The 23,208-nt window shown below is 42.6% G+C and carries 18 protein-coding genes and 1 pseudogene; 9 read left to right on the top strand and 10 right to left on the bottom strand.

The features are described from left to right. Nucleotides 1–271: 271 nt before the first annotated feature. On the top strand, nt 272–1,333 hold the full coding sequence (locus AAW31_RS11530) for a Kelch repeat-containing protein (RefSeq protein ID WP_046850337.1): 1,062 nt from the start codon (nt 272–274) through the stop codon (nt 1,331–1,333). 87 nt (nt 1,334–1,420) lie between these two features. On the opposite strand, the gene AAW31_RS11525 is transcribed toward AAW31_RS11530, so the two are convergent. Then, nucleotides 1,421–1,900 (bottom strand): hypothetical protein, encoded by a 480-nt coding sequence (locus AAW31_RS11525; protein WP_144412940.1) that lies wholly within the window; start codon nt 1,898–1,900, stop codon nt 1,421–1,423. Between the two features lie 98 nt (nt 1,901–1,998). Next, nucleotides 1,999–3,477 (bottom strand): tyrosinase family protein, encoded by a 1,479-nt coding sequence (locus AAW31_RS11520; protein WP_046850335.1) that lies wholly within the window; start codon nt 3,475–3,477, stop codon nt 1,999–2,001. Between the two features lie 577 nt (nt 3,478–4,054). Here AAW31_RS11520 and AAW31_RS11515 point away from each other — a divergent pair. Continuing rightward, nucleotides 4,055–4,375 (top strand): BON domain-containing protein, encoded by a 321-nt coding sequence (locus tag AAW31_RS11515; RefSeq protein ID WP_046850334.1) that lies wholly within the window; start codon nt 4,055–4,057, stop codon nt 4,373–4,375. 148 nt (nt 4,376–4,523) lie between these two features. Here the strand turns inward: AAW31_RS11515 and rlmKL are convergent, their stop codons facing one another. Further along, nucleotides 4,524–5,579 carry a bifunctional 23S rRNA (guanine(2069)-N(7))-methyltransferase RlmK/23S rRNA (guanine(2445)-N(2))-methyltransferase RlmL gene (rlmKL, locus tag AAW31_RS11510; RefSeq protein WP_082110430.1) on the bottom strand — a complete coding sequence of 352 codons (1,056 nt, stop codon included), beginning with the start codon at nt 5,577–5,579 and terminating at the stop codon, nt 4,524–4,526. An 882-nt stretch (nt 5,580–6,461) separates the two neighbouring features. Here rlmKL and hslO point away from each other — a divergent pair. Both hslO and AAW31_RS11500 read left to right on the top strand, forming a co-directional pair. Then, entirely contained in the window at nt 6,462–7,316 is an 855-nt protein-coding gene (gene hslO, locus AAW31_RS11505; protein ID WP_046850333.1) for an Hsp33 family molecular chaperone HslO, read from the top strand. Nucleotides 7,317–7,648: 332 nt separating this feature from the next. Beyond that, complete coding sequence (locus AAW31_RS11500; RefSeq protein ID WP_046851731.1) at nt 7,649–8,959, top strand: DUF3422 family protein; 1,311 nt, start codon at nt 7,649–7,651, stop codon at nt 8,957–8,959. An 82-nt stretch (nt 8,960–9,041) separates the two neighbouring features. Here AAW31_RS11500 and AAW31_RS11495 read toward each other — a convergent pair. Beyond that, nucleotides 9,042–9,860, bottom strand: a pseudogene (locus AAW31_RS11495) (IS982 family transposase); the annotation flags it as partial. Nucleotides 9,861–10,784: 924 nt separating this feature from the next. Beyond that, entirely contained in the window at nt 10,785–11,114 is a 330-nt protein-coding gene (locus AAW31_RS11490) for a hypothetical protein (protein ID WP_046850332.1), read from the bottom strand. A 151-nt stretch (nt 11,115–11,265) separates the two neighbouring features. On the opposite strand from AAW31_RS11490, the gene AAW31_RS23180 reads away from it, so the two are divergent. Genes AAW31_RS23180 through AAW31_RS11485 form a run of 3 tightly spaced genes read left to right on the top strand, consistent with a single transcriptional unit; the run spans nt 11,266 to nt 12,383 of the window. Continuing rightward, on the top strand, nt 11,266–11,415 hold the full coding sequence (locus AAW31_RS23180; RefSeq protein ID WP_258920396.1) for a transposase family protein: 150 nt from the start codon (nt 11,266–11,268) through the stop codon (nt 11,413–11,415). Nucleotides 11,416–11,425: 10 nt separating this feature from the next. Continuing rightward, nucleotides 11,426–11,560: a transposase family protein gene (locus AAW31_RS23175; protein ID WP_309567359.1), complete on the top strand. Its 135-nt coding sequence runs from the start codon at nt 11,426–11,428 to the stop codon at nt 11,558–11,560. Nucleotides 11,561–11,585: 25 nt separating this feature from the next. Continuing rightward, a complete protein-coding gene (locus tag AAW31_RS11485; RefSeq protein WP_258920395.1) occupies nt 11,586–12,383 on the top strand; it encodes an ISAs1 family transposase in 798 nt (265 codons plus the stop codon). A gap of 420 nt (nt 12,384–12,803) precedes the next feature. Here the strand turns inward: AAW31_RS11485 and pnp are convergent, their stop codons facing one another. The 3 genes from pnp to AAW31_RS11470 form a co-directional block, all read right to left on the bottom strand. Continuing rightward, on the bottom strand, nt 12,804–14,912 hold the full coding sequence (gene pnp / locus AAW31_RS11480; protein WP_046850331.1) for a polyribonucleotide nucleotidyltransferase: 2,109 nt from the start codon (nt 14,910–14,912) through the stop codon (nt 12,804–12,806). Nucleotides 14,913–15,046: 134 nt separating this feature from the next. Continuing rightward, nucleotides 15,047–15,316: a 30S ribosomal protein S15 gene (gene rpsO, locus AAW31_RS11475; protein ID WP_046850330.1), complete on the bottom strand. Its 270-nt coding sequence runs from the start codon at nt 15,314–15,316 to the stop codon at nt 15,047–15,049. Between the two features lie 252 nt (nt 15,317–15,568). Beyond that, nucleotides 15,569–17,281, bottom strand: a complete 1,713-nt coding sequence (locus AAW31_RS11470) for a hybrid sensor histidine kinase/response regulator (protein WP_046850329.1) — start codon at nt 17,279–17,281, stop codon at nt 15,569–15,571. A 487-nt stretch (nt 17,282–17,768) separates the two neighbouring features. On the opposite strand from AAW31_RS11470, the gene nhaC reads away from it, so the two are divergent. Together nhaC and AAW31_RS11460 are read left to right on the top strand one after the other, a co-directional pair. After that, nucleotides 17,769–19,184 (top strand): Na+/H+ antiporter NhaC, encoded by a 1,416-nt coding sequence (nhaC, locus tag AAW31_RS11465; RefSeq protein ID WP_046850328.1) that lies wholly within the window; start codon nt 17,769–17,771, stop codon nt 19,182–19,184. Nucleotides 19,185–19,275: 91 nt separating this feature from the next. After that, nucleotides 19,276–19,674, top strand: a complete 399-nt coding sequence (locus tag AAW31_RS11460; protein ID WP_046850327.1) for a TIR domain-containing protein — start codon at nt 19,276–19,278, stop codon at nt 19,672–19,674. 5 nt (nt 19,675–19,679) lie between these two features. Here AAW31_RS11460 and AAW31_RS11455 read toward each other — a convergent pair whose 3' ends face one another. Further along, nucleotides 19,680–20,870 (bottom strand): PatB family C-S lyase, encoded by a 1,191-nt coding sequence (locus AAW31_RS11455; RefSeq protein WP_046850326.1) that lies wholly within the window; start codon nt 20,868–20,870, stop codon nt 19,680–19,682. After that, nucleotides 20,867–22,978, bottom strand: coding sequence for a 5-histidylcysteine sulfoxide synthase (ovoA, locus tag AAW31_RS11450; RefSeq protein ID WP_046850325.1), 2,112 nt, complete (start codon nt 22,976–22,978; stop codon nt 20,867–20,869). The genes AAW31_RS11455 and ovoA overlap by 4 nt, the downstream gene beginning before the upstream one ends. Nucleotides 22,979–23,208 lie beyond the last annotated feature (230 nt).

Here is a 23,208-nt window from a genome sequence, read left to right as displayed (position 1 = left end):
TTGTGTTCCATATAACGTGAGTTTGACATAAGGATCACAACACTGCAGTTAGAAAAGTCTGTGCCTAATATTAAGGTAAGATTGCTTCTCTCGGAAAGTATAAGCCACTAACTCCACTATCAGATGAACAAAGGAGTTAAATGGGCTGCGATGACGGAAATAGCCAATTTACCAGATATTTTTCAATTGGTTATGGCAGTATTAATGATTATTTTGATTATAAAGTAACAATTTATCATCCTTAATAATGACCACTTCGCGGGGAATCAGTATGAACCTATCCAAGCATGCTGTAGGAATTTTATTGATATTTTTGTTGAGTAATGAGTTAAGTGCTCAAGATAATATTCCAGCACAATCTTATGAATGGAGAACAGCGGCATCTACACCTCTTGGAGCTGAGGAGGTGATAGGCGTTTCCACTAAAGATAAATTTTACATGTTCGGTGGATTAGGGCTCAATTGGGAGCCGCTTGGTATGGTGATGGAATATGATTCGAAAACCGATAAATGGACACGTAAAAATGACATGCCCGTTAAATTGCATCATATGGCGTTGACTTCCGTAGAAGGTAAAATTTATATGTTCGGTGGGTTTTCAATGCCCAAAGAAGGTCAAGCAATGTGGGTACCGGTTACGGATAGCTGGATGTATGATCCGGAAACCGGGAATTGGAAAATTTTAGCTCCGCTCCCTTCAGAACGAGGATCTGCGAATGCCGTGCATATTAATGGGAAAATTCATTTAATTGGAGGCGCGAGTTTTCCGGAAGGGTTTAGTAAAAACCAATGGATACATCCTTCCAGATTAATAGCGTTAGGGAAGCATGAAGTGTATGACATCGCAACAAACACATGGGCTAATGCAACAGACATGCCAACGCCTCGCAATCATGCAGCTGCAGGCATGATCAATAATAAAATATATGTAGCTGGAGGTAGAGCTGGTTCTGCCTTCATTTCATATTCACAGAATTTAGATTTAGTCGAAGAGTACGATCCGAGTACTGATCGCTGGGATTTAAAGGCCTCGATGCCTACGCCACGTAGTGCTACAGCATGGGATGTATATGATGGCCGTCTTTATGTTGCGGGTGGTGAAATTCGACATCAAGATATTTGGGGAACCTATACTACAGTTGAAGCTTTTGATCCTAAAAGTAATACATGGATTAGATTAGCTCCAATGCCAATGCCACGTCATGGGTTGGCGGGAGGTTTCATTGAGAATAAATTTCATTTAGTTAGTGGTTCAGTACAGTCGGGCACTAATGAACCAGGTCTAGTCACTGATACAGATCGGCATGATGTTTTACATGTCATTACCAAATAAGTTGGCGTTTATTATTTAACGCGAGTTCGACATAAGAATCACCAGGCTATTCCTTTAGCTGCTTTTCTTATCCCGAACTCACGCTATTTACTCCAGGTGGACAGAGGTAATCTGGAGGCGGCTCTTTTCTAATTTTCCTTCAGGATGGACCGGCAGCATCCGAAATAGCACAAAATGCTGCTCTGCTGTTTCACGGACGGGTAATGGAATGGACAAACGAACCTCTCCCGTTTGACCCTGACGGGCAGGAGGGTGGTGAGTGATCCATCCAAGGGTGTTCTCGCTCATCCAGTCTTCCTGCTTCTGAGTTATTATTCTGTCGTCTGTGTTGAGTTTTATGGGAGAAAATATGATTTGGATCATGCTGTGCTCTTGCTCGGGGGCAGCAAGCACCTTATAGCGCACGACCAGGATAGTAGGTGTTTTTTTAGCTTCCATCGTCCCCTTGAGAGCCATCTGCACGATGCGGTCCTTGTCCACGACCGCATCCGCATAACAACTTTGGCATAAAAGCACCAGCAATACTGCGACCAGACTCCCGATGGCAACACGTCTCGATGGTTTCATGTTCATCCTATTATGGCAGTAGGTAAGTTCACAGCTTAAAATTCCGTTATAACCAGCAGTACGCTCAAGATAATAAGAAGTTATTGCTCCATCCAGCATCAATCAAGCCGTATAATTTCTAAATCTGTAACAGTAAAAGAGGCAGTATTCTTACTTTCAGCAGCTGCATTAACCGGCATCAGTTGCACCTTGATATCATCGATCAGCCTGCCTGCTCCAGCCTGTACCGTCAACGGCGCAGTAATATCTATCACCACACTGCTGCCATGCTCCATGCTTGTCATCTTTGCAGAGCCAAAAAAACCGAAACTTCCAGCATAATGGGGATCAGTTGCAGGCGTTTCTGGAGTCAGATAAGGGCAATTCACAAAAACATTCACTACCAGACCGTTATTCCCGCCTTGCGGCCAGCCGACATTTTTTAGAACAGCTATAACGCGCGTACCTTCTGTGGCCAGGAGCTTCTTGCCGGCAAGGGTAGTGCGAAACACGCGGCTGCTCTGGAGGTTTCTGAGCAAATTCGTGGTTTTAGCCGAAAGACTGGTTTCTTCGCCAACACTTGCGGTGATACTTGCTTTTTTCATTCCTAAGGACACAGATTTCGCGCTTTTTAACTGTTCCGCTAGCGTCGCTTGAAAGGCACTCGAAATTTCGGCGTTTTTCAACATCGCTTCAAAACGCTCTCTGCCAATCAAGTCATCATAGGTATACCCCAGTTTGGTAAAGTCTCGCACTTGCTGGGAAGTGAAGGTGATGGGATTACCGTTCTTGTCTACAAACATATCGCTGTAGGTTTCGTCGTTGTCCTGAGTAGTGTTATCCGCAGATTGCCATTTTGCCCACATGTAGTCCACCATGCAGTGGTGCATCCAGAAAATTGGATCGAGTGGAGATAAGCCATCACCAATGTGCCCGGGCAACCCTCTTGCCGGGAAACCAGCAATGACATGCCCATTGTTGTGTGGTTGCCTTTCCAGCATGTTGTTGAAGTTTACAAATGAAGATTGACGCAAAATGGTCTGCAAGTTTCTTTCCGTAAAGCTACCACTACGTACTGGATCACTTTGCAATCCTGTACCCTTTTGCAGAGCCCTAATTGGAAGGCTGTCGATTCGCCCCCAGTTAATCCCATTATATTCCCCCGGATCATTCCAGTGTGTGACATTAAGCAGTGGATTGTCGTAAAAGGGGTTGGGAATAATCCCATTCTTCTGGTTCCAATCCCAGTAATGCAAGGCAAAATTGCTGTCGCCAATCAGCTCTCCGCAGATTTCCTCAAACATCGCTATATATGGGCGGTGCCACGATACAAAGTTAAGGGTAGCATGCTGGCAATAATCTGCATGAATGGTTGCCTGACCCCACCAGCTACGCAGGTCGGTATCAGGCAATGCGTGCATGGCCTTTACCGCTTCGCCATATTTTTCAAAGAATGGATCATTGTCTGCAAGGGTCATCAAGTTTTTTCGAACCCGCAAGTTGGTTGGCTGACCCCATAATGTATTGCTCATTCCAAGTACCGCTGGGATGGCCAGGCAGGCTGCAGAAGTTTTAAGGAAGTTGCGTCTCGATACCATTTATTGCTCCCCTTTATTGGTAATATAACTATGAAGAGTACTATGCGAAAGAACTAACAAGACATCCAATTTGCTGCCTCATTGGTCAATACAACCAGGTTAGCGCAGCTATTATTATTTAATTAAAGCTGTTTTTCCAGTACTGCAATAGAGACAATGTGATTATTCAAATAAAACCAGATATTTGCTAAGCTCCTTCTCAAATTCTATTGGTAACCTATCCTCACCTATCCTTAATGGCTGTATAGATGTGATGGACATTATAGTAAAAATATATGCTTGTATATTAGTTTTGGCAGAATCTCTGGTTTAATATGCAATGCTTGTTCGTCATTGTCTCGTTTCAGGCTGCACCTGATCATTAATCGTCAGGAAATTGACGGGAATAAAAATCTCAGCAGGCAATATTGATGGCTGTTGTTTAATACCCTGTGTCGAGACCTGATGAGTATGAACTTATGACGTTGTTTATACATCCAATAATTTATGTAGGTGAGCATTTATAAACCGAGCGTCCTTTACTCTAAAAGTAACGAAGGATGTTTTTGTTCCGTCAATCTTCTAGGAGAGCATTGCTATGACACAGCTTAATAACCGTTTCTCCACTTTCTTTTTAATTGCTCTAATGACTTTTTTCTTGGGCTGCGCCTCAACGCCCAAACAAGAGGGAACTGGAGAATATTTAGATGATTCTGTCATTACCACAAAGGTTAAAACGGCAATTTTCCAGGAACCTACACTAAAATCCACTGAAATCAGCGTTGAAACCTTTAAGGGTGTCGTTCAACTGAGTGGTTTCGTCAGTTCCGAAGCCGACATTGACAAAGCGACCGAAGTTACGCGTAGTGTCGAAGGCGTGAAATCTGTTAAGAATGCTCTACAAGTCAAGGGACGATAGATCGCTACATGGTTTAGTTGTAACCTATTTATTCCGGCACTAGACTAACAGAAGTGATCTGTTAGTCTAGTCATATTTACAAACATTGCCGCATGACTATCCGTTAGGAGTAGAATCCTACTCTTTCCGATAATATGCACCTACTCATTCATCGAGAAATTCTCCAGCAATAGTGAATTTTGGTATCACGAGCGAAATCCAAAGGGATCATCTCTGCGCTGATATCTTCAATGGCCAAATCCATCATCGCTTCTTTATCCATTTTGAAGCGACGGAAGTTGGTTGAGAAATACAATACTCCACCCGGCGCCAACAACGCCGTAGCATTGCGGATCAATTGTACATGATCACTCTGGATATCGAAGGCTTTACCCATTTTCTTGGAATTGGAGAAAGTTGGGGGGTCAAGAAAAATCAGATCAAAGTGCTGCTTTTGTTTTGAATCAGCCTGTTTAGCCAACCACTCAAGACAATCAGCACGCACCAGCTTGTGATCACCACGGATGCCGTTGAGGTCGAAATTTCGTCTCGCCCAGTTCAGATAAGTTTGGGACATATCGACCGTGACACTAGCTGCCGCTCTACCGACCGCGGCATGTACCGTAACGCTCCCGGTATAGGCAAATAAATTTAAGAAACGCTTGCCGTTAGCCTGTTGTTGAATCAACATACGCATTGGCCGGTGATCGAGAAACAGGCCGGTGTCCAGATAGTCCTCAAAATTCACCCAGAATTTGCACCCGCTTTCTTCAACGATATAAAAGCGACCTGAATTGCCATATTTTTGGTACTGATCGGTGCCTTTCTGCTTGCGGCGAACTTTTAAAAATATTTGCTCAGCTGGAATTTCTAACACCTTCGCTACTTCTGCCATCGCTCCCGCGAGTCGCTGGTGGGCCTTGATAGGATCAATCGTTTTCGGTGGCTCGTATTCCTGAACATTGACCCAGGTTTGCTCACCTTGATAAAGGTCTATTGCTACCGAGTATTCCGGCAAATCAGCATCGTATAATCGGTAGCAATACACCTGATTCTGTTTGGCCCATCTCGTTAGTTTCTTCAGATTTTTGCGTAAACGATTGGCAAACATCTCCGCCTGACTGTCGGACTGACTGGTTTGGACAGATCGGTCGGTTTGCTTGACGCGCTCTTGTTGCGTCTTAGCTTGAGTTTCAAAGAAAGCTTTTTTCAGATGATGATTCATTATACTATCTTACAAAAAAGAGATTCAGGGTGAGCGATTTCTTCTCTAAAATAGGGAGTATTATTTTGCCAAAGTATGAAATTGTTCTGCTAAAAAACTAACTTATTGTTGCTTTCTATTATCACTAGAACTTTGCAGCATCAGGCGCATTAGCTTGATACCAGCAAAATGAAGTTTGGTTGAAATATCCAGTACCACTTCAACTACATCAGTGTAACAAAACTGAACTACCCGAACGTTCAGCTTGTCACACTTACCCACACAGTTCAGTAGGCATAGCATTACGGTAATACCATGCAAGAAGTTCTTGGGTTGCAATACTATTTAGTCACAAGGTGTGCTGGAACAGGTTAACATTGATTTATTTAAAACTTTTGAATTAAGAAAAAAAGCCAAGTCAAACTTAGTCGAGCAGGGGGCCTATATTGTCTCTATTTATTTATCGGTATGTTGGATTAATGTTATCTCTCTTCATCACTATTGAGCTAGCCATGTCCTATAATTCAATATAACCATAAGCAGTTACTCAATTTTATTTAAAGCAGGATTAGTATTTCTAATATTTAGCACATGAAATTCTCTAGTTGGCTTCTAAAATAATATTGACATTATGAAATAATCCACAATTTGTTAAATAATACTCATCACTTCAATTAAATTCGCCTCAGCATATAATATAATTATAATTAATTCATTAAAATCATATATTTAAATCTTAATCCAATGAGTAAATATTATTAAGGATAACCATCCTGGTATCAATATTTACAAATTACTCACAAACTTATCCACAAAAAACATAAACAGATATTTATCTGATTAAGTGATATCGTAAATTAGTAACTTTACAGATTTAAATAGCATTGCAAAGGAATCATTAAAATGAACAACTACGTACAGCGTTTTCTATTAGAGAATCTGGATATACGGGGTGCAGTGGTGCATCTTGATAGCGTATGGCAGCAAATGCTGCAAGATCGGAATTATCCGGCATCCGTCGTCCAGCTACTTGGAGATATGAGCGCTACTACGCTTTTACTGAGTAGTAATCTCAAGCAACTTGGACGCCTAACCGTGCAGCTAAAAGGTGATGGTCCGGTTCCTATGTTAGTTATCGACTGCGATGAAAGTCTTCATTTGCGCGGGATGGCTAAACATGTACCTCAGGTAGGAATGTTACCAGTACCTGATTTACTGGGGCATGGTCAGCTAGTGCTGACCTTGGACATGTTGTCCATGCGCGAGGCTTACCAGAGCATTGTGCCGCTTGATGGTGACACGATTGCCGAAGTCTTTGAGCACTATTTCAAGCAGTCTGAACAGCTTCCTTCACGTTTGTTCCTGACGACATCAGATAATGCCATCTTCGGCATCCTGCTGCAGAAGCTTCCCACCGCCGATCAACAGGATCCAGATGGATGGACTCGTATAGAAGCACTTGCCGCAACGGTGCAAGACCAGCCTATGTTCAGATTAACTGCTGAAGAAATTCTTACTCGCTTGTTTACGGAAGAAGCCATCCGCATTTTTGAAGCTCAGAAGGTCAGCTACGGCTGTCACGAAGATCCAGCCAAAATCTATAATATGCTGCAGTCTTTAGGCCGTTCAGAAGTTAATGCTATTTTGCAGGAATGTGGCGAAGTTGTCGTACATGACGACATCTGCAATCGCGAATACCGTTTTGACGCGCTAGCTATAGACGCCATCTTTCGTGAAGCCGGGCCGACAATACATTGAGAGATCATGTTCTGCGAATATGCTATGAACGGCATGAGTTACACTGCTGGTATAGTCTAAAAAAACCATTTAAAAACTATCTACCTTGCAGTTGTGGTGTTAAGAACAGACACAAAATTAATTATTTATCAGATATAAACTCAAACTACATTCATCCCACCTGTTGTTAAACTCTGATAGTTAATTCAGAATTTTCCATTAGAAAATTCTTTTAACTAGCAGGAGATACTGAAATATCGCTTTAACCAATATATGGTAATCTTTATTTTAGATATTCATAAATTTCAGGAATGCTAAGCAATATGGATTTTCCTCCTTTGGCTTCACAAACAATGACTAATAAGCACGCTTTGCTCGGTAAGCACCCCTTAGGTCTTCCGGAATACTCAGAACGACACGATCTTCATGCTGAGCTTAATGCGGATGTTTATGAGTTGGTGAGTATTCCTGCCCAACTATCTCATTTGGTACTTTTGTCTGATCGGCAATGGGTCGATCAGGAGCGCCAATTATTGGTTCAACTTTGTCATCGTTACGATATTTTTCCACCTAATGCTCACTTTGATCAGTTCAGTACCGACTTTGGAGATTTTCGTCTACGTTGGGAACGCCATACCGAATATTCTACCTATACAGTTTATTGTAAAGGTCCGTTCGATATTCCTTTTGCTAGACCAGCCATTACCTCTGTACCACCAGATTGGTTAGCCAGCCTGCCCGGTGAAGTGTTGGTTGCGACGCATATTGCACTGGATGATCGATCTCGTCCTAGCCGTAGTCTAAGTGAGCTAGCTAGTCTATTTGCATCCAATACCGTGATTGGTTCCAAAGTATCAGGAGGCAGCGCCAGTGTTTGGAGCGACAATCAAATTCATGCAGATGGTTTTAGCCGAATCTTGATTCATGATGATAATCTCCGGAGCCGTCAGGTTGGAAGGCTGGTGCAACGTTTGCTGGAAATTGAGACGTATCGTATGCTCACCATACTGCCATTGACACTCATGCGTAGGATAGTTCCTCAGTTGGAGCGTTACGATGACCGCTTATCAGAGCTGATTACTAGTAATGATTTGCCCGGAATTGAAGATGAGCAGCGTCTCTTAGGGGAATTGACAAGATTAACCTCCGAAATCGAGAAAATCTCTGCCCAGACTAGCCATCGATTTGGTGCATCACAGACGTATTACGCTATCATGCAGCAGCGTATCGCTGAATTGAGAGAAGAGCGTATCGAAGGGTTGCAGATGCTTTATGAGTTTAGAAAACAGCGTGTGACTTCGGCAATGGGAACTTTCGATATCGTTCGCTCACATTTGGAGACGCTTTCTCTACGGGTAACACGCGCTTCATCCATGCTGCGTACACGCGTCGATATTTCCACGGAATCACAAATCCGTGATTTATTGAAATCTATGGATAATCGTGCACGTTTACAATTGCGGCTGCAGGAGACTGTAGAAGGATTATCAGTGGTCGTACTGAGTTACTATTTGCTTGGTATAGTAGGCTATGGGCTTAAGGCAGCGAAAGCTGCAGGATATGCTATTAATGTGGAATTAATCACTGGTATTGCAATTCCAGTAATACTCACGATCGTTTATTTCGGAGTAAGGCGTCTGCGCCGACGGGTGAAAAATAAATAATCCTGGATTTCTGAGTTGGAGGGGAGGGCGTGTATATTTTTATTCCATGTGCATGGCATCGCGCAATGACGTCGGATAGTTGTTTCATTGCTAGAAATTGGAATGTGGTTAAATCACCTATTAAGTTAACTGGGCTGCGATGGCGGGAATGCTCGATTTGCGAGATATTCTTCAATGGATCATTGACGGTCTCAGTAATCGAGCGTTTACGTAACAACAGCTTGTCAAACAGTGGCAACAGCTTGTTTTTCATGTTCTTGCGTACCTTGGTGACGAGCTGCACGCCTTGCTCCCGAAGTTGCTCAAAGAGTGACTGCGAGATATAACCCCGGTCACCAAAGAGTTTGCCAAATAAGGAGCGCGTCAACTCTGGTACCGGGTCACGGTCATCCACATTGCCCGCCGTGATTTTGACTCCCAGCAATTCCCCTTGGTCATTAATGACCAGGTGCAACTTGAACCCATAAAACCAACCCACACTGGTCTTTCCCCGAGCAGCAAACTCTGCCATTACTTTATGTGACCCAATGCGGCGATTGTGGCATACGCTAATTTTGGTCGAATCGATGAAGCTGATTCCACTGCATTGCCCAAAGCGGCTGGTCAGAAAGCAGCACAAAGGTACCAGGCTACCTTGCAATAGCTCAACAAAGCGTTTATAGCTCACCAACCCTGGAAAATAACCCCGCTGATACCTCAACACGTAATTCAGGTAATAGGGCTTAAATGTCCGGTAGACGGACAGATGAAACCCGACCATGATGGTCATGATTTCGCTTAGACACAGCGCTCCTTGCCGCCGACGCTGTTTCAGCGATGACTCTAATAAGTGCTGCTCCCATTGCGGCTCAAACTCTTTACAAAATTCGTCACTCTCACAAAAAATCGTTGTAGTATCCATGGAAATCTGACTCCTCTCATGATGAAATTCTTTTGCAAAACCATTTCATCATAAGGAATTCAGGTTTCTTTTACAGCTTTTCTTATGTCGAACTCACGTTAATTTAAAGTGTATTTAATTTTTTAGTAGATACAATTGAAATGATCTAAAACGTATTCTTTTTTATGTGAACATACTTAAACTTAGTTTGATTTTCTCTAGTCTGGCTTAATTGTGATTCTGCGAGTTCCAAGGAAAAATACTTCTAGTCCTGTATGTAAAAAGAAAGCTTGTAATTCTAGAGCCCAGCCACCGGTATTTGTTAATGTAAATAATTGACTGTGATGAGCAAGCATTATGGCAAACATCATGTTACCAATAATGAGTAAACCGCCAAATCGTGCTAGGTTCCTCAAATAATCATGAGCGGCGCAATTAATTCTCTTATATAGACCCCGTAAGCCAGAGCTTGAGGCAGTTAAAAGCTTTCAAGTCGTTTGCTAATAAATTCGAGCGAACTTGGGTTTAATATTTATGGATGGTCTCAAATAAACCTACTGGGATGGGCTACAAGCGATTATTTGATGTGCCTAGGGTTTTTATATGTACTTGGAATGAATGTAATGCGCGGAGAATGAATTATAGAGGGTATTAATTCGTTGTTTTCACTAAATCCGAAACGCAGGTAATTTGATACAGCTCACTGTGCGATGGTGTCTAGTGGGTTGGTTAATCGCGAAGTTGGCTCAAACCATACCGAAATTTCGGCACCTTCTCAAGCAATGGCAGTAGAAATACTGAACGTTTTCCGTGAGTCAGTGATACCCGCAAAAAAAGTGCTCAATCAAGGCTTGAAAGTAATTATTCAAGGTTGATGTTGGTGAAATAAATCTATCTTGCCCCGGATCTTCCTTTCATAAATTAGAAGAAAAATTTAACTACCTACTATTTATTCTTGCGTATATCATCTGTCAGAGATTGTGATGCAGGATCTGAGGCGTCGATGTCTGAAGGTATTCCTCGGTGATCAGTATCTTTTAATCCTTCCTTAGTATCATCGTATGCTTGCTTGATAACTTCTCGTGATTGCTCATTCCCGGCGCCCATTGTGCCAGCCGCAGCTGGAGTTTGATCACGTTCATGCGGTAGCATCATGTCGGATTCAGTTTTATCGTTTTCAGGGGCTGGATTAGAAAGATCTATCTTTTCTTCTTTAGTACCAGTTTCATCACTTTTTGAGGGAAGATTGGAAGAAGTTTTAGTCGGGGTTATCATATTTACCTATTAAATTCGTGCTAAAAAAATATAATAGCACTTTTAAAAATTTATTACTCTGTCACATCGTACTTACTTCAGGGCAATCGCGCTTAAAAGTGCTTGAAAATAGAATTTACATAAGGTAATAACACTTTCATTTTGATTTTAGATGATAGCAAAGCCAACACCTTCCATTATCCATCACTTTTCGAGCATTCAAGATCCTCGAGTAAACAGACAAAAGAAACATCCGCTACAAGCTATTTTCTTTATCAGTATCTGCGCTACGGTTTGTGGTGCAGATGTAGGTTGCCATTGAACAATTTGGCTTGGCAAAAGAGGCATGGTTTACCGAGTTGCTGGGCTTGGAGCATGGCAACCCTTCGCACGATACCTTCGGGGAAGTTTACGCCGCCATTGATACCGAGCAGTTCAGCGTTTGTTTTTCCCGTTGGGTTAGCTGACCTGGCCAGCCTCACCGAAGGCGAAGTGATTGCGATAGATGGCAAGTGTTTAAGACGTAGCCTTGACCAGGCTTCAAAAAAAGCCGCCATCCACATGGTCAGCGCTTGGGCTCAGCACAACAATCTGGTATTAGGCCAGGTTAAAGTCGATGACAAATCAAATGAAATCACTGCCATTCCCAAATTGCTTTCAAGGCTTGATATCGCAGGGGCAGTGATTACGATCGACGCCATGGGCTGCCAGAAGAAAATTGCCGAACAGATTAAACAGCAAGGCGGTGACTATGTGTTTAGCCTGAAAGGCAATCAGGGCAATCTACACGACGATGTGAAAACATTTTTCACGTCATCTTTATCGCCGGCAGTCACCTCGGTTAGCTATGAAGGTGAGCATGGTCGAATTGAAACCCGCTCAATTCGAGCAACAGCCGATATAGCCTGGCTCCAGGAACGGCATGACTGGAAAAGCTTACGAAGCATTATTGCCATTACCGCCACAAGAGAAACCGATAACAAAGTGACCGAGGAAATACGCTATTTCATCAGTAGCCTTGATGCGAATGATCCGGAGCGATTAGAGCGTGTGGTGCGGGCGCATTGGGCGATAGAGAACAATTTGCACTGGGTGCTTGATATCGCCTTTGATAAAGACAGCAATCGGACTCGCAAGGGGCATAGTGCTGCGAATCTGGCTGTGATCCGGCATATCGCCCTGAATCTGATCAAGGCCGAAAAAACATCCAGGGTTGGCATCAAGACCAAGCGTTTAAAAGCCGGATGGGATAATGAGCCGACATTCCGCACCCTTTTCATAACTCACTGATAATTCTTCATTAATTTTTCCAAAAAAATGGGTATGAAAAAATATCTCAAGAAAATTCAGATAATTGCGAACGGGGGTGCGGAATGTCGGATGAGTATTTACTCCGGGTGATTGGGATAATTTAAGCGCGATTGCCCTGATGTCGAACTCACGTTATTTACAAAGCAACGCCATCCTCACCAGAACGAGTCATCAATTAATGAATCCAGGAAATTAAAGCGTTTTATATTTGCCCCCTCACTCCTGTAGCTGCTTTATTGGTATTTATCTTAATAGCAGGCGGATGACGAAGAGTAGGAAATGCCTAGAAAATTTGAATAATCAAAGACACAAAGTAAGCGTTATCTTATATTTACTTCAAATATGGTAACGCTTACTTTGACAAATTTGGAGTTACATTAGAATAAGACTAATATTGTATTAGGAAGGTACAATCTCTGTTTCGACCTCAGTAACCGCTTTCATGCTTAAACGGAGCCGACCTTTTTCATCAGCCTCCAAGACTTTTACTCGCACAGTTTGTCCTTCTTTAAGATGAGTAGCTACGTCTTCAACACGCTCATGAGCAATTTGAGAAATATGCAGCAAGCCGTCTTTTCCAGGCAATATACTCACAATTGCGCCAAAATCGAGCAATTTTAATACTACGCCTGTATATATCTTACCTACTTCTACTTCTGCTGTAATATCCTCGATACGTTTCTTTGCAAGCTCCCCGCCCTCACTATTAATGCAGGCAACCGTAACTGTGCCGTCATCACTGATATCTATGGTCGTATTAGTTTCTTCAGTGAGTGCACGGATGACGGCGCCCCCTTTACCGATCACATCACGAATTTTCTCCGGATTAATCTTAAATTTGATAATGCGCGGAGCGTGAGTCGAAATGTTTTCCCGGGTAGCGGGAAGAGCGTTCTTCATGATATCCAGGATATGCAAGCGGCCTTCTTTCGCCTGTAGTAAGGCTACCTGCATAATCTCTTTGGTAATCCCTTGAATTTTTATATCCATTTGCAGTGCAGTAATACCTTTCTCAGTACCTGCCACTTTGAAATCCATATCGCCCAAGTGATCTTCATCACCAAGAATATCGGTAAGCACAGCAAAGCGGTTCCCTTCTTTAATCAGCCCCATGGCAATACCTGCCACATGCGCTTTCAAGGGAACGCCTGCATCCATCAATGCAAGACAACCAGCACAAACCGAAGCCATAGAGCTGGAACCATTGGATTCCATCACTTCCGAAACGACTCTTAACGAATAACCAAATTCTTCAGGTGGAGGAAGCACTGCTTCCAATGCACGTTTTGCGAGACGACCATGGCCTATTTCGCGTCGCTTTGGCGTACCGACACGCCCAATTTCTCCTGTAGCAAAAGGAGGCATATTGTAATGAAGCATGAAGCGTTCGGTATAATCTCCCTGTAGGGTATCAAATTTCTGCTCATCGCGTGCTGTTCCTAATGTGGCCACGGCCAGCGCTTGTGTCTCACCTCGTGTAAATAATGCTGAGCCATGTGTTCGTGGAAGTACACCATGGCGTATCGAGATAGGGCGCACAGTTCTTGTGCCACGTCCATCTATACGCGCTTCTCCATCAAGAATCTGACTACGAACAATGCGGGCTTCGAGTTCAAAGCCGATTTCTCTGACGGACTGCTCATCAGGACCTTCTTCAGCGCCGACACCTAATTCTGTGTAGACGCGTTGCCAAACTTCTTTAATGGTTTCGTTTCTAATTTGCTTTTGTTTTAATTGAAAAGCATTTCGCAAATCTGCTTCTGCCAATTGTGAAATGCTTTCAATTAATACCGGATCATTTTCAGCTGGTTTCCAATCCCATGCAGTAACGCCAGCTTCATCAACAAATTCATTAATGACATTAATGACTGCTTGCATCTGCTCATGACCAAACATAACGGCGCCTAGCATGATCTCTTCAGATAATTCCATTGCTTCTGATTCAACCATTAAGACCGCTTGCTGTGTTCCAGCAACAACCAGGTTAAGCTGAGCTTCTTTTAATTCGGTGGTAGTTGGATTGAGTACGTATTCATTATTGATATAACCAACACGGGCGGCCCCAATAGGACCATCAAAGGGAATACCCGAAAGTACTAGCGCAGCGGAAGCACCAATCATTGCTGCGATATCAGCATCCACTTCAACTTCAGCTGATAAAACGGTTGCAACCACTTGCACTTCATTATAAAAGCCAGCAGGAAATAATGGCCGAATAGGACGATCGATCAATCTTGAAGTAAGTGTTTCTTTCTCGGAAGGGCGCCCCTCACGTTTAAAGAAACTTCCGGGAATACGACCTGCAGCATAGAATCTTTCTTGATAATCAACGGTCAACGGAAAAAAATCTTGCCCAGGTTTGGTACTTTTATCTCCGACGACAGTCACCAATACGACTGTATCATCCAACGAAACTATCACTGAACCATGAGCTTGTCTCGCAATTTCTCCGGTTTCCAAAGTAAGTCTATGGCGACCGTAGGTAATACTCTTCTTTATTAGTTCCAATTAGCAATCCTTCTTTATTGATGTAATCATCCTTGTTTGATTGGCTATTTCCCTACTTGATAACTCATTTTTATTGTTTAATTAAACGATTACTTAAAATTTCTCTGACTTAGGGAAGAAAGCTAATAAATTAATTATTTGCGTAAACCAAGGCGCTCAATTAGCGCTAGATAACGATCGTTGCTCTTCTTTTTTAAATAATCCAGTAATTTACGTCGATGACTGACCATTTTAAGTAAGCCGCGGCGAGAATGATGATCCTTAACATGTGTTTTGAAATGATTGATCAAATCATTAATACGAGTAGTCAAAAGTGCCACCTGTACTTCAGGAGATCCCGTATCGCCTGCGGCTCTTTGATAATCACGCACCACCTGGGCTTTTTGCTCGGTTGTAACTGCCATATAATTAATTTTCTCCAGTTTTGTTAATTAACTCTATTTCAAGAACCCAGAATTTTACCTTTTAATAGATTATTTGTCCAAAACTTACAAAGCGTTGGGTGTTGTGATACAACTGGAGAGAATCTTAACCTTCTCGATAATTTGCATAAAATATTATTCTGATAGAATTCAAAGTAGTCAGCATTTAAAATCCATCAATATCCTAAATTTTACCTATTTTCTGCTTAGTTTGCTTATCTTTGGTATAAAACATTAATATGCAGAAGCGTTATGATTCTCCCTTAAAAATTGTATATTCGGGAAAATCACAGAAAATGCTGTTCCCAAGCCTGGTGCACTGGCAACTTTAAGTTGTAGATTATTGTTAGCTGCGGCAATTTTGACGAGTGACAGGCCAATGCCGCTAGATGACTGATTATGCATCACCGCTCTTGGAGAATAAAAATACTCGTCAAAAATATTCGGTAAATCCTTTGCTTCAATGCCAATTCCATGATCAGTAATGGTTACGCTTGCTAAGTTATCTGACAGTTCAATGATAGAAGTAATATTAATTTCTGTATTGTCATAAGAATAAGTAATCGCATTGGCAATGATGTTTTCAAATAATATTTCTATCTGATCTGGAATACCAAAGGCAAAAAAATTTTGCATCGATAATTTTATTTTAATATTTCTGGCATTTGCTACTGGTTCTAATTTATCAATGCACTTATTAATCGTTGCTGAAATATCAACGTATCCCATTGCATTGGTATTTCTCCCAGCGGTTTTTAGTCTTTCAAGCCTGAGTACATCCAGGATTAAATTTGACATATTATGTCCACGTTTATCAATTCTGGTTAGCACATCTTCAATTTCACGCGACACCTCTCCACAATATCCCTCTTTGACCAGATTAATTTTGCTACGGATAGCATCAAGCGGTGCCTTAAGTTGATGCGTCACTAACATAGCGTACTGATCTTTTGCAATTTGGGCTTGATTGATTTGATCATAGGCATCCCGGAGATATTGCTCATGCTTTCGAACAACGAGTGTAAGGCGTGAGACAACATACCATACAATAAAAAATAAAGTATCGAGTGCAATCATCCATACTAGAACTCTACCTTTTTGTAAGCTTTCATTCGAAAAGCGTGGATCGATAAGAATTGATTGTGATACTTGATAGAACATTTCATTTTCAACGAGTAAAACAATCGTGTACATCGCGGAAACTATGATTGCAACAAATAAGCTTTCCAGCGCCGAGAAAAAGATGCATGCTAAGGCAATATGGAGGATATAGAAGAAGGGAGCAGGCGTTGCGGTACTGCCTACATAATGCACAACTATCGATAAACATAATAAATCAACAATGATCTGCAGCCAAATGTTGATTGAAGGTGAGTTGTATTTTAAAGGCTGGCAAAAATCCAATGCATAAATATACGCAAAATTGGCGGCACTCAAAATGACGGTAATCGCAAGCGGCCAAACTTGCTGTTCTCTGATTCCCAGTTGAGTAAGTTCCTCAGATGCTATCAGAGCTACGATCTGAAAAAGAATCAGTGCACCAATGACAGCCCATCGAAAAATGATGAACCAGCGAATATTATCTCTTAATATTTCATCACTTAGTTTTTGTTCACCTTCTTTTTTCCCGTCCAGGTTAAATTGCTGTTCTTGTGACTTATTTTCGAAATAAGGCAAAATCATATCACCGAGTGAAGTCATAAAAATTGCCTGCATTTTAGGGAAACGGTTGTGCAATTCTACATAGGTATTCAAGCCTGCATCCATTGATTCAACCATGACATCAAGAATAGCCAAATCAGGAATTACAGCAGGATCATTCAATGAGTTGAGAAAATCATTCGCTGTGTGATAGCTGTCGACCTCATAGCCGTGCTTTTTTAGGATTTGACGAACAGTATCTCGAATATCAGGATCATCATCAACGTGGGCAATTCTTTGTGTCATATCCATCTCCTTTATTCAATTAAAGAGCAGCTAATGTCAACAGATCCTTAAGTGATAAGATTCAACTTGAAAGTAGCTATTAATAGCATAGTTTCTATTAAGCTATTCACAGCTATTCACGAAAATACAAGTAATGACTTTTGGTTTCCCTCATTCTTCTTAAATTTACTATAAAAAAATACTACACCTTGCTGTTCTCAGTGCGCAAGAAATTTTGATGGGTATATTTGCGTAACAGGAAATTTATTATTTTTTGAAAAGACAGATTAGAATTAAATAATAAGATGTCATGAGTATTTAAAAGCTTTTACATGGGTGTTTGATAGCTTGTGCCTGGATGAGCTTCATGACTACTGTTCATTGGCAAATCATTGGCAAATTTCGCCTTCAACTTCTCTGTTTTAAAATCAGTGGTGATGCGAATCATGCTTAAGATACAAGCTGCAGCACACAAGAACTGATTAGATTGATCAATAACTGAACAAAAATGACACAGACTAATTCTCTTAAACAAGAAGATCGCAAAGAACCCTCTATTCTCCAAGCCATTATTTGTTTGCTTGGTGTGTTTTTAATGATCTCGCTGGGACTCTTTGTGCTGGAGATCCATATTCATACCATCATTTTCATATGCTTGCTATGGGTAGGTATCCATTCAGCTATGCTGGGCCATACTTTCACTGATATTCAGCATATGATGAATACGGGTATCAGTCACGCGCTGCCTGCTATTTACATTTTTATCCTGGTTGGAATGATCATCGCAAGTTTTATGCACAGTGGCACAATTGCCAGTCTTCTGTATTACGGACTGGAATTACTCAACCCTACAGTATTTCTTGCAATCGGATTAATTTTATGTAGTCTCATGTCACTGGCAACGGGCACTTCCTGGGGAACGGTAGGAACGATAGGGGTGGTACTCATCAGTATTGCAGAGGCGATCGGTATTCCGCTGGTTATCGTAGCGGGCATGATTGTGTCAGGCGCAACCTTTGGTGACAAATTATCACCTATGTCAGATACAACGAATCTCGCCGCCATCAGCGCTGGCACCAACCTCTATCGCCACATTTATGCCATGCTATATACTACCATCCCAGCCTTTATACTGACGCTTATCCTATTTATCTTTGTAGGGCTTCAATATGAAGACTATGCACTGCCTGCAGAGGAGATAACAGCGATTCAAACTGTGCTAACAAGCACATTCCAATTAAATCTATGGGTCACGTCGTTACCATTGTTGTGCATGTTGGGCATGAGTATCAAAAATTATTCTGCGGCAATAAGCATGTCATGCAGTATCGTATTGGCCATGGTGATTGCCATTTTTTATCAAGAAAGAAACTTCATCGAGGTATTAAACGCACTCTGGCTCAATCAGCCTGGTAGCACAGGCATAGACCATATCGATTCCTTGCTTGGTCGTGGGGGAATTTATAGCATGGCCTGGACCTTGTTGTTATCGATTATGGCGTTGGCGTTAGGCAGTATCTTGCACCACGCAAAATTTCTTTCCGTTATTCTTGAACATGTAATTTTACGTATTAAGCGTGTGCGCACGCTCATCGTCACGACGATAGTGTCTGGATTTATCAGCAATATAGGAATGGGGGAAGCGTATATTTCGATCATTCTGAATTGTCAATTATTTAAGGACGCTTATCATAAAGCCCAACTGGATAGTGCGATGCTTTCTCGCTCGGTAGAAGAAGGAGCGACGATGACAACAGCGTTGATTCCATGGACTACGGCAGGCGCTTTTTATGCAGCAACACTCGGTATTTCAGTATTAGAGTATGCTCCTTATGCTTTCTTGAATGTGCTTAATCCTATTGTTTCTGTGGTAATGGCGAGCCTGGGTATAGGATTACTGCAACGCCTGCGCGTTGACGCTTAATTGGCTGAATGCTATATTCCGTCCAGTTAGGAAAGAATCTACAAGGGATAGATGGGTATCCCTTGCTGAAAACAAATCAGGGAGGAGCAAAATGGAACCAACGAATCAGCTTTTCGTCAGCTTTGCACTCAAGGATGCTGAGCTTAGAGATAAGCTTATAGAGCAGATAAACAAAGAGAGTCCTGAAATCACATGTGTCTTCATGCCCGAAAAGAGATCATGGGAGAGCGCATGGAAAGAAGAATGCCGGGAAAAGGTTAGAGGGTGTAATGGGGCAATTGGTCTCATCACCCCCAATACCATTCGGGCTGATGGACAATTATGGGAACTGCGCTGTGCTTTTGAAGCCAAAATGAAGGTGATGCTGATTGGCGATGAGGAAGCCTGTGACATGCCAGCCAGGAAATTTCCTGATCTTTTGAGAGACGAAGATATCCTGCCATGGAACAACTCCAATATCGCCATGTTTCTCGGTAAATTACAACGATAGTCGTTTTATAATATTCTTCCTGATCTTACCTTTACCCGCTTGTAAGCTTTTCTAATATTTTCAAGTGCTGTCATAATATTGTGGCGGGGCGTGCCAATATTCATGCGCATGAAACCGCTGCCGTTTTTCCCAAATAAAGCGCCAGGACTTAATCCGACTTCAGCTTCATGCACAAAAAAATGCTTAAGCTGCTTATCGTTCATATTCAGGGCGCGGCAATCCAGCCAAAGTAAATAGGTTCCTTCAGGTTTAATTAATTGAATGTCTGGCAGATGTTCGGCCAGGTAGCCATCAACCTGATCGCGTGTATTTTTTAGATACAGCATCAATTCGTTCAGCCAGGTTGCTCCGCTCCGATAAGCCGTTTCAAATGCCACCATGCTGAAGGGATTAGCTGCACTGATATGCATCATGTCAAAAAAATGCGTGATAGCAGTACGATGTATTTTATTCGGTACGATCAAGGCAGACAGATGAAGTCCTGGAATATTGAAAGTCTTGCTTGGTGCTATAGCCGTAATGATATTTTCTGGATTTTCAGTCAGACTTGCGAGGGGGCGATGCGGGTTTTCTGGATAAACCAGATCAGCATGAATTTCATCCGAAATAATCACCCAGTTATGTCTGCCAGCCATTTCAATAAGCTGCGTTAACTCAGATTTGCTCCACACTCTTCCCACAGGATTGTGGGGAGAGCAGAATAGCAGCATGCGCGCATTAGTACCGATCTGCTCCAGTTGGTCGAAATCGATCGTGTATCGACCCTTTGCCAGATGCAAAGGATTGAGTATCAATTGTCTGTCTGTCTTGGTGACTGCCGAAAAAAAGGGAAAATACACCGGTGGCTGTATGATGACTTGCTCACCTGTTTGAGTGAGTGCCATAGTCGTCGTCGTTATCGAGGGCACTACGCCAGGGCTGAGAATAATCCACTCACGTTCTACCTTCCACTGATAGCGCAGCCATAACCAGTCGATGAGCGACTGGTAGAGGCTCTCCGGGATAAGCGTATAACCGTAGATAGGATGGGTAGCCCGTCCAATCAGAGCATGCGTGATTTCGGCAGGGGCAGCGAAATCCATATCGGCCACCCACAACGGCATCACATTGGCATTGCCGAAGGTACTCAGACGCCCATCAAACTTGGTGCTATTCGTTCCGATCCGTTTGATATCGCGGTCGAATAAATCACTCACGCGATTTTCTCCCAGATCGTTACCTCTGATAATGTATGCTGAAATTTACGTTTAGTTTCACGGATGACGAAGGGAACTTCCTGTGGACCTTGAATCAGTCTGAAATGACTGCCCAGTATTTCTTTCAAACCATCCAATGTAGTGAAGCTTTCCCCATCCCGCTTAAATCCACCGATCCATGCTTCCCGCTTAGTATGCTCTTCTAACCAGGTATAAGGGGAGGCAAGCAGTAACAATCCGCCAGGATTGACCCGGCTGTGTACGTTTGCCAGAAATTTGGCCGGATCATATAAACGATCGATCAGATTAGCTGCAAGGATAAGATCATAACCAGTCAAAATGGGTTTGAGATTGCAAGCATCCCCTTGAAAGAACTCAACCTTATGCTTAACATCATCCAGCCCCAGGTTTGCGAGCGAACGCTCTTTGTAAAAAACCAGCTCGCCTTCATCGGTTAGAGTATAACGCAGCACCCCTTGTTGAACGAGCTGCACGCCTTGATTGATAAAACGTGCAGAGAAATCGACACCTGTTACATGATCGAAATGTTTGGCCAATTCAAAGGTGGCTCGCCCTGAGGCGCATCCCAAATCAAGCGCCTTATGTGCGGGTCGATTGCCCATGGCAGAAATAGCTAGCTTAGCCAAAGCAGCCGGGAAATTGGGCACATCGAAATACGTATCGCCATAATGAAATTCGGCATACTCGGACAGCAATTTGTCTGTCTCATAATGAGAGCTGGGCTGGAAGGCAGGCGTATCAGTAACGATATAGCGAAATCCGGCATGTTGAAAGAAATGCCGGCGAAAGGCATAGCGCGATGCCTTCAGTGCTTCATTACCACAGGCAATCCAGGAGCCGCCTTTGATGAGATTATGCCGATCATCAAAAGTAGGCGTTGTGAAATCATCATAGTGTGGATGAACTTCGAACCCCTCAAATGGGTAGGTGGGTGTTTCTGTCCATTGCCAAACGTTCCCTACGATATCGAAGAATTCACCCTGAGGAAACTCATTAATGGGGCAACTCGAAGCATAATAATCGAGATGAATATTGCCAGCGGCTGGAGCATTGTGAGGTACCTCAGATAAATTGGCTACATCATACAATCGGTACCACTCATCTTCGGTTGGTAAACGTATCGGTAGGCCGCTGGTTTTCGCTTTCCAGTTACAAAACGCCTTGGCTTCATGAAAATTGACTTCTACTGGCCAATCCCAGGGCATCGGCACTTCCTCAGTCATCAAGCGAAAATACCATTCATTGCCTTGTTTTAGCCAGAAGGTAGGGTATTGCGCACGCGTATGTTTTAACCAGCCACGGCCTTCCTCTTCCCAGTGATCCTCTACGCCATAACCATTGGCTTCAACAAAAGCAAGAAACTCCTGGTTGCTCACCAGATAACGGCCTGCCTGGAATGTCTGGATTTTCGCTGAATGGTGGCCATATTCATTGTCCCATCCAAAAACAGGATCGGTGTTGCTTTTACCGATCTGCACCTTGCCAGCCGGCACAGCCACCAATTGATTTTCCGGGGCAGTTCCGCTTTTGCGACAGGGCTGCCAGGCAGGATGGGGTTGAACGTATTGCAGTGCATGTTGGCGAATCAATACCGAAGAGGTTTCCAGATGGATACGCTCGTGCTCGATACCCATTATAATGGTCCACCAGGGGCTTTCCCAGGTAATCGGCAGAGTCAAGGGCGTATCGCTGATGAGCTTATCGACGATACTGCGCATGGTACGGCGGTATGTCATCACTTCTTCTACGGATGGCCAATCATAATGAGTCGTATCCAAATCATCCCAGCTCATCTCATCGACGCCGACTGCAAACATTGATTCCACTTTGGGATTAATTCGCTCAGTAATCAAGCCGGCCAGAATCAGTTTATTAGTGAAGAAAGTAGCAGTATGTCCCAAATAAAAAATCAGAGGATGCCTCAGCGTGATCGGCTTAACGTAATAAGCTTCATCGTTACGTAACGTTTCAAAAAGCTGCTCGTAATAATCCAGCGTAGTATGAAAATAAGATCGTATCTCTTCACGTTTAGCATTAAGGTCGTTACCATCAAGTACCGGTGTTCTCTGAAAAAGTTTTTTAGACATAAAATATTGACAAACCTGCTTATTTATAACTTTTGGAGCGGTTATTATACTCTTTCGAACTTTATAGGTCATATTTAACAAGGAAATAACAAATTTAACGTACCCATCGGTAGTAAATGGAAACACGACAATTATTCCCTGAGATAATGATAAAGGCATAAACAAGGAATAGGAATCAATTCGCTTAATTAACAGAATTAACAGAAAATTTGAATGGGTGACCTCATGAT

Source organism: Nitrosomonas communis, assembly GCF_001007935.1.
GTDB classification, from domain to species: Bacteria; Pseudomonadota; Gammaproteobacteria; order Burkholderiales; family Nitrosomonadaceae; genus Nitrosomonas; species Nitrosomonas communis.
This window is presented reverse-complemented; position numbering and strand designations above follow the sequence as displayed.

Bases quoted from the DNA above. Each gene is read 5' to 3' on its own strand.
- AAW31_RS11530 (WP_046850337.1), top strand. From the start codon at position 272: ATGAACCTATCCAAGCATGCTGTAGGAATTTTATTGATATTTTTGTTG.
- AAW31_RS11525 (WP_144412940.1), bottom strand. From the start codon at position 1,900: ATGAAACCATCGAGACGTGTTGCCATCGGGAGTCTGGTCGCAGTATTG.
- AAW31_RS11520 (WP_046850335.1), bottom strand. From the start codon at position 3,477: ATGGTATCGAGACGCAACTTCCTTAAAACTTCTGCAGCCTGCCTGGCC.
- AAW31_RS11515 (WP_046850334.1), top strand. From the start codon at position 4,055: ATGACACAGCTTAATAACCGTTTCTCCACTTTCTTTTTAATTGCTCTA.
- rlmKL (WP_082110430.1), bottom strand. From the start codon at position 5,579: ATGAATCATCATCTGAAAAAAGCTTTCTTTGAAACTCAAGCTAAGACG.
- hslO (WP_046850333.1), top strand. From the start codon at position 6,462: ATGAACAACTACGTACAGCGTTTTCTATTAGAGAATCTGGATATACGG.
- AAW31_RS11500 (WP_046851731.1), top strand. From the start codon at position 7,649: ATGACTAATAAGCACGCTTTGCTCGGTAAGCACCCCTTAGGTCTTCCG.
- AAW31_RS11490 (WP_046850332.1), bottom strand. From the start codon at position 11,114: ATGATAACCCCGACTAAAACTTCTTCCAATCTTCCCTCAAAAAGTGAT.
- AAW31_RS23180 (WP_258920396.1), top strand. From the start codon at position 11,266: ATGATAGCAAAGCCAACACCTTCCATTATCCATCACTTTTCGAGCATT.
- rpsO (WP_046850330.1), bottom strand. From the start codon at position 15,316: ATGGCAGTTACAACCGAGCAAAAAGCCCAGGTGGTGCGTGATTATCAA.
- AAW31_RS11470 (WP_046850329.1), bottom strand. From the start codon at position 17,281: ATGACACAAAGAATTGCCCACGTTGATGATGATCCTGATATTCGAGAT.
- nhaC (WP_046850328.1), top strand. From the start codon at position 17,769: ATGACACAGACTAATTCTCTTAAACAAGAAGATCGCAAAGAACCCTCT.
- AAW31_RS11460 (WP_046850327.1), top strand. From the start codon at position 19,276: ATGGAACCAACGAATCAGCTTTTCGTCAGCTTTGCACTCAAGGATGCT.
- ovoA (WP_046850325.1), bottom strand. From the start codon at position 22,978: ATGTCTAAAAAACTTTTTCAGAGAACACCGGTACTTGATGGTAACGAC.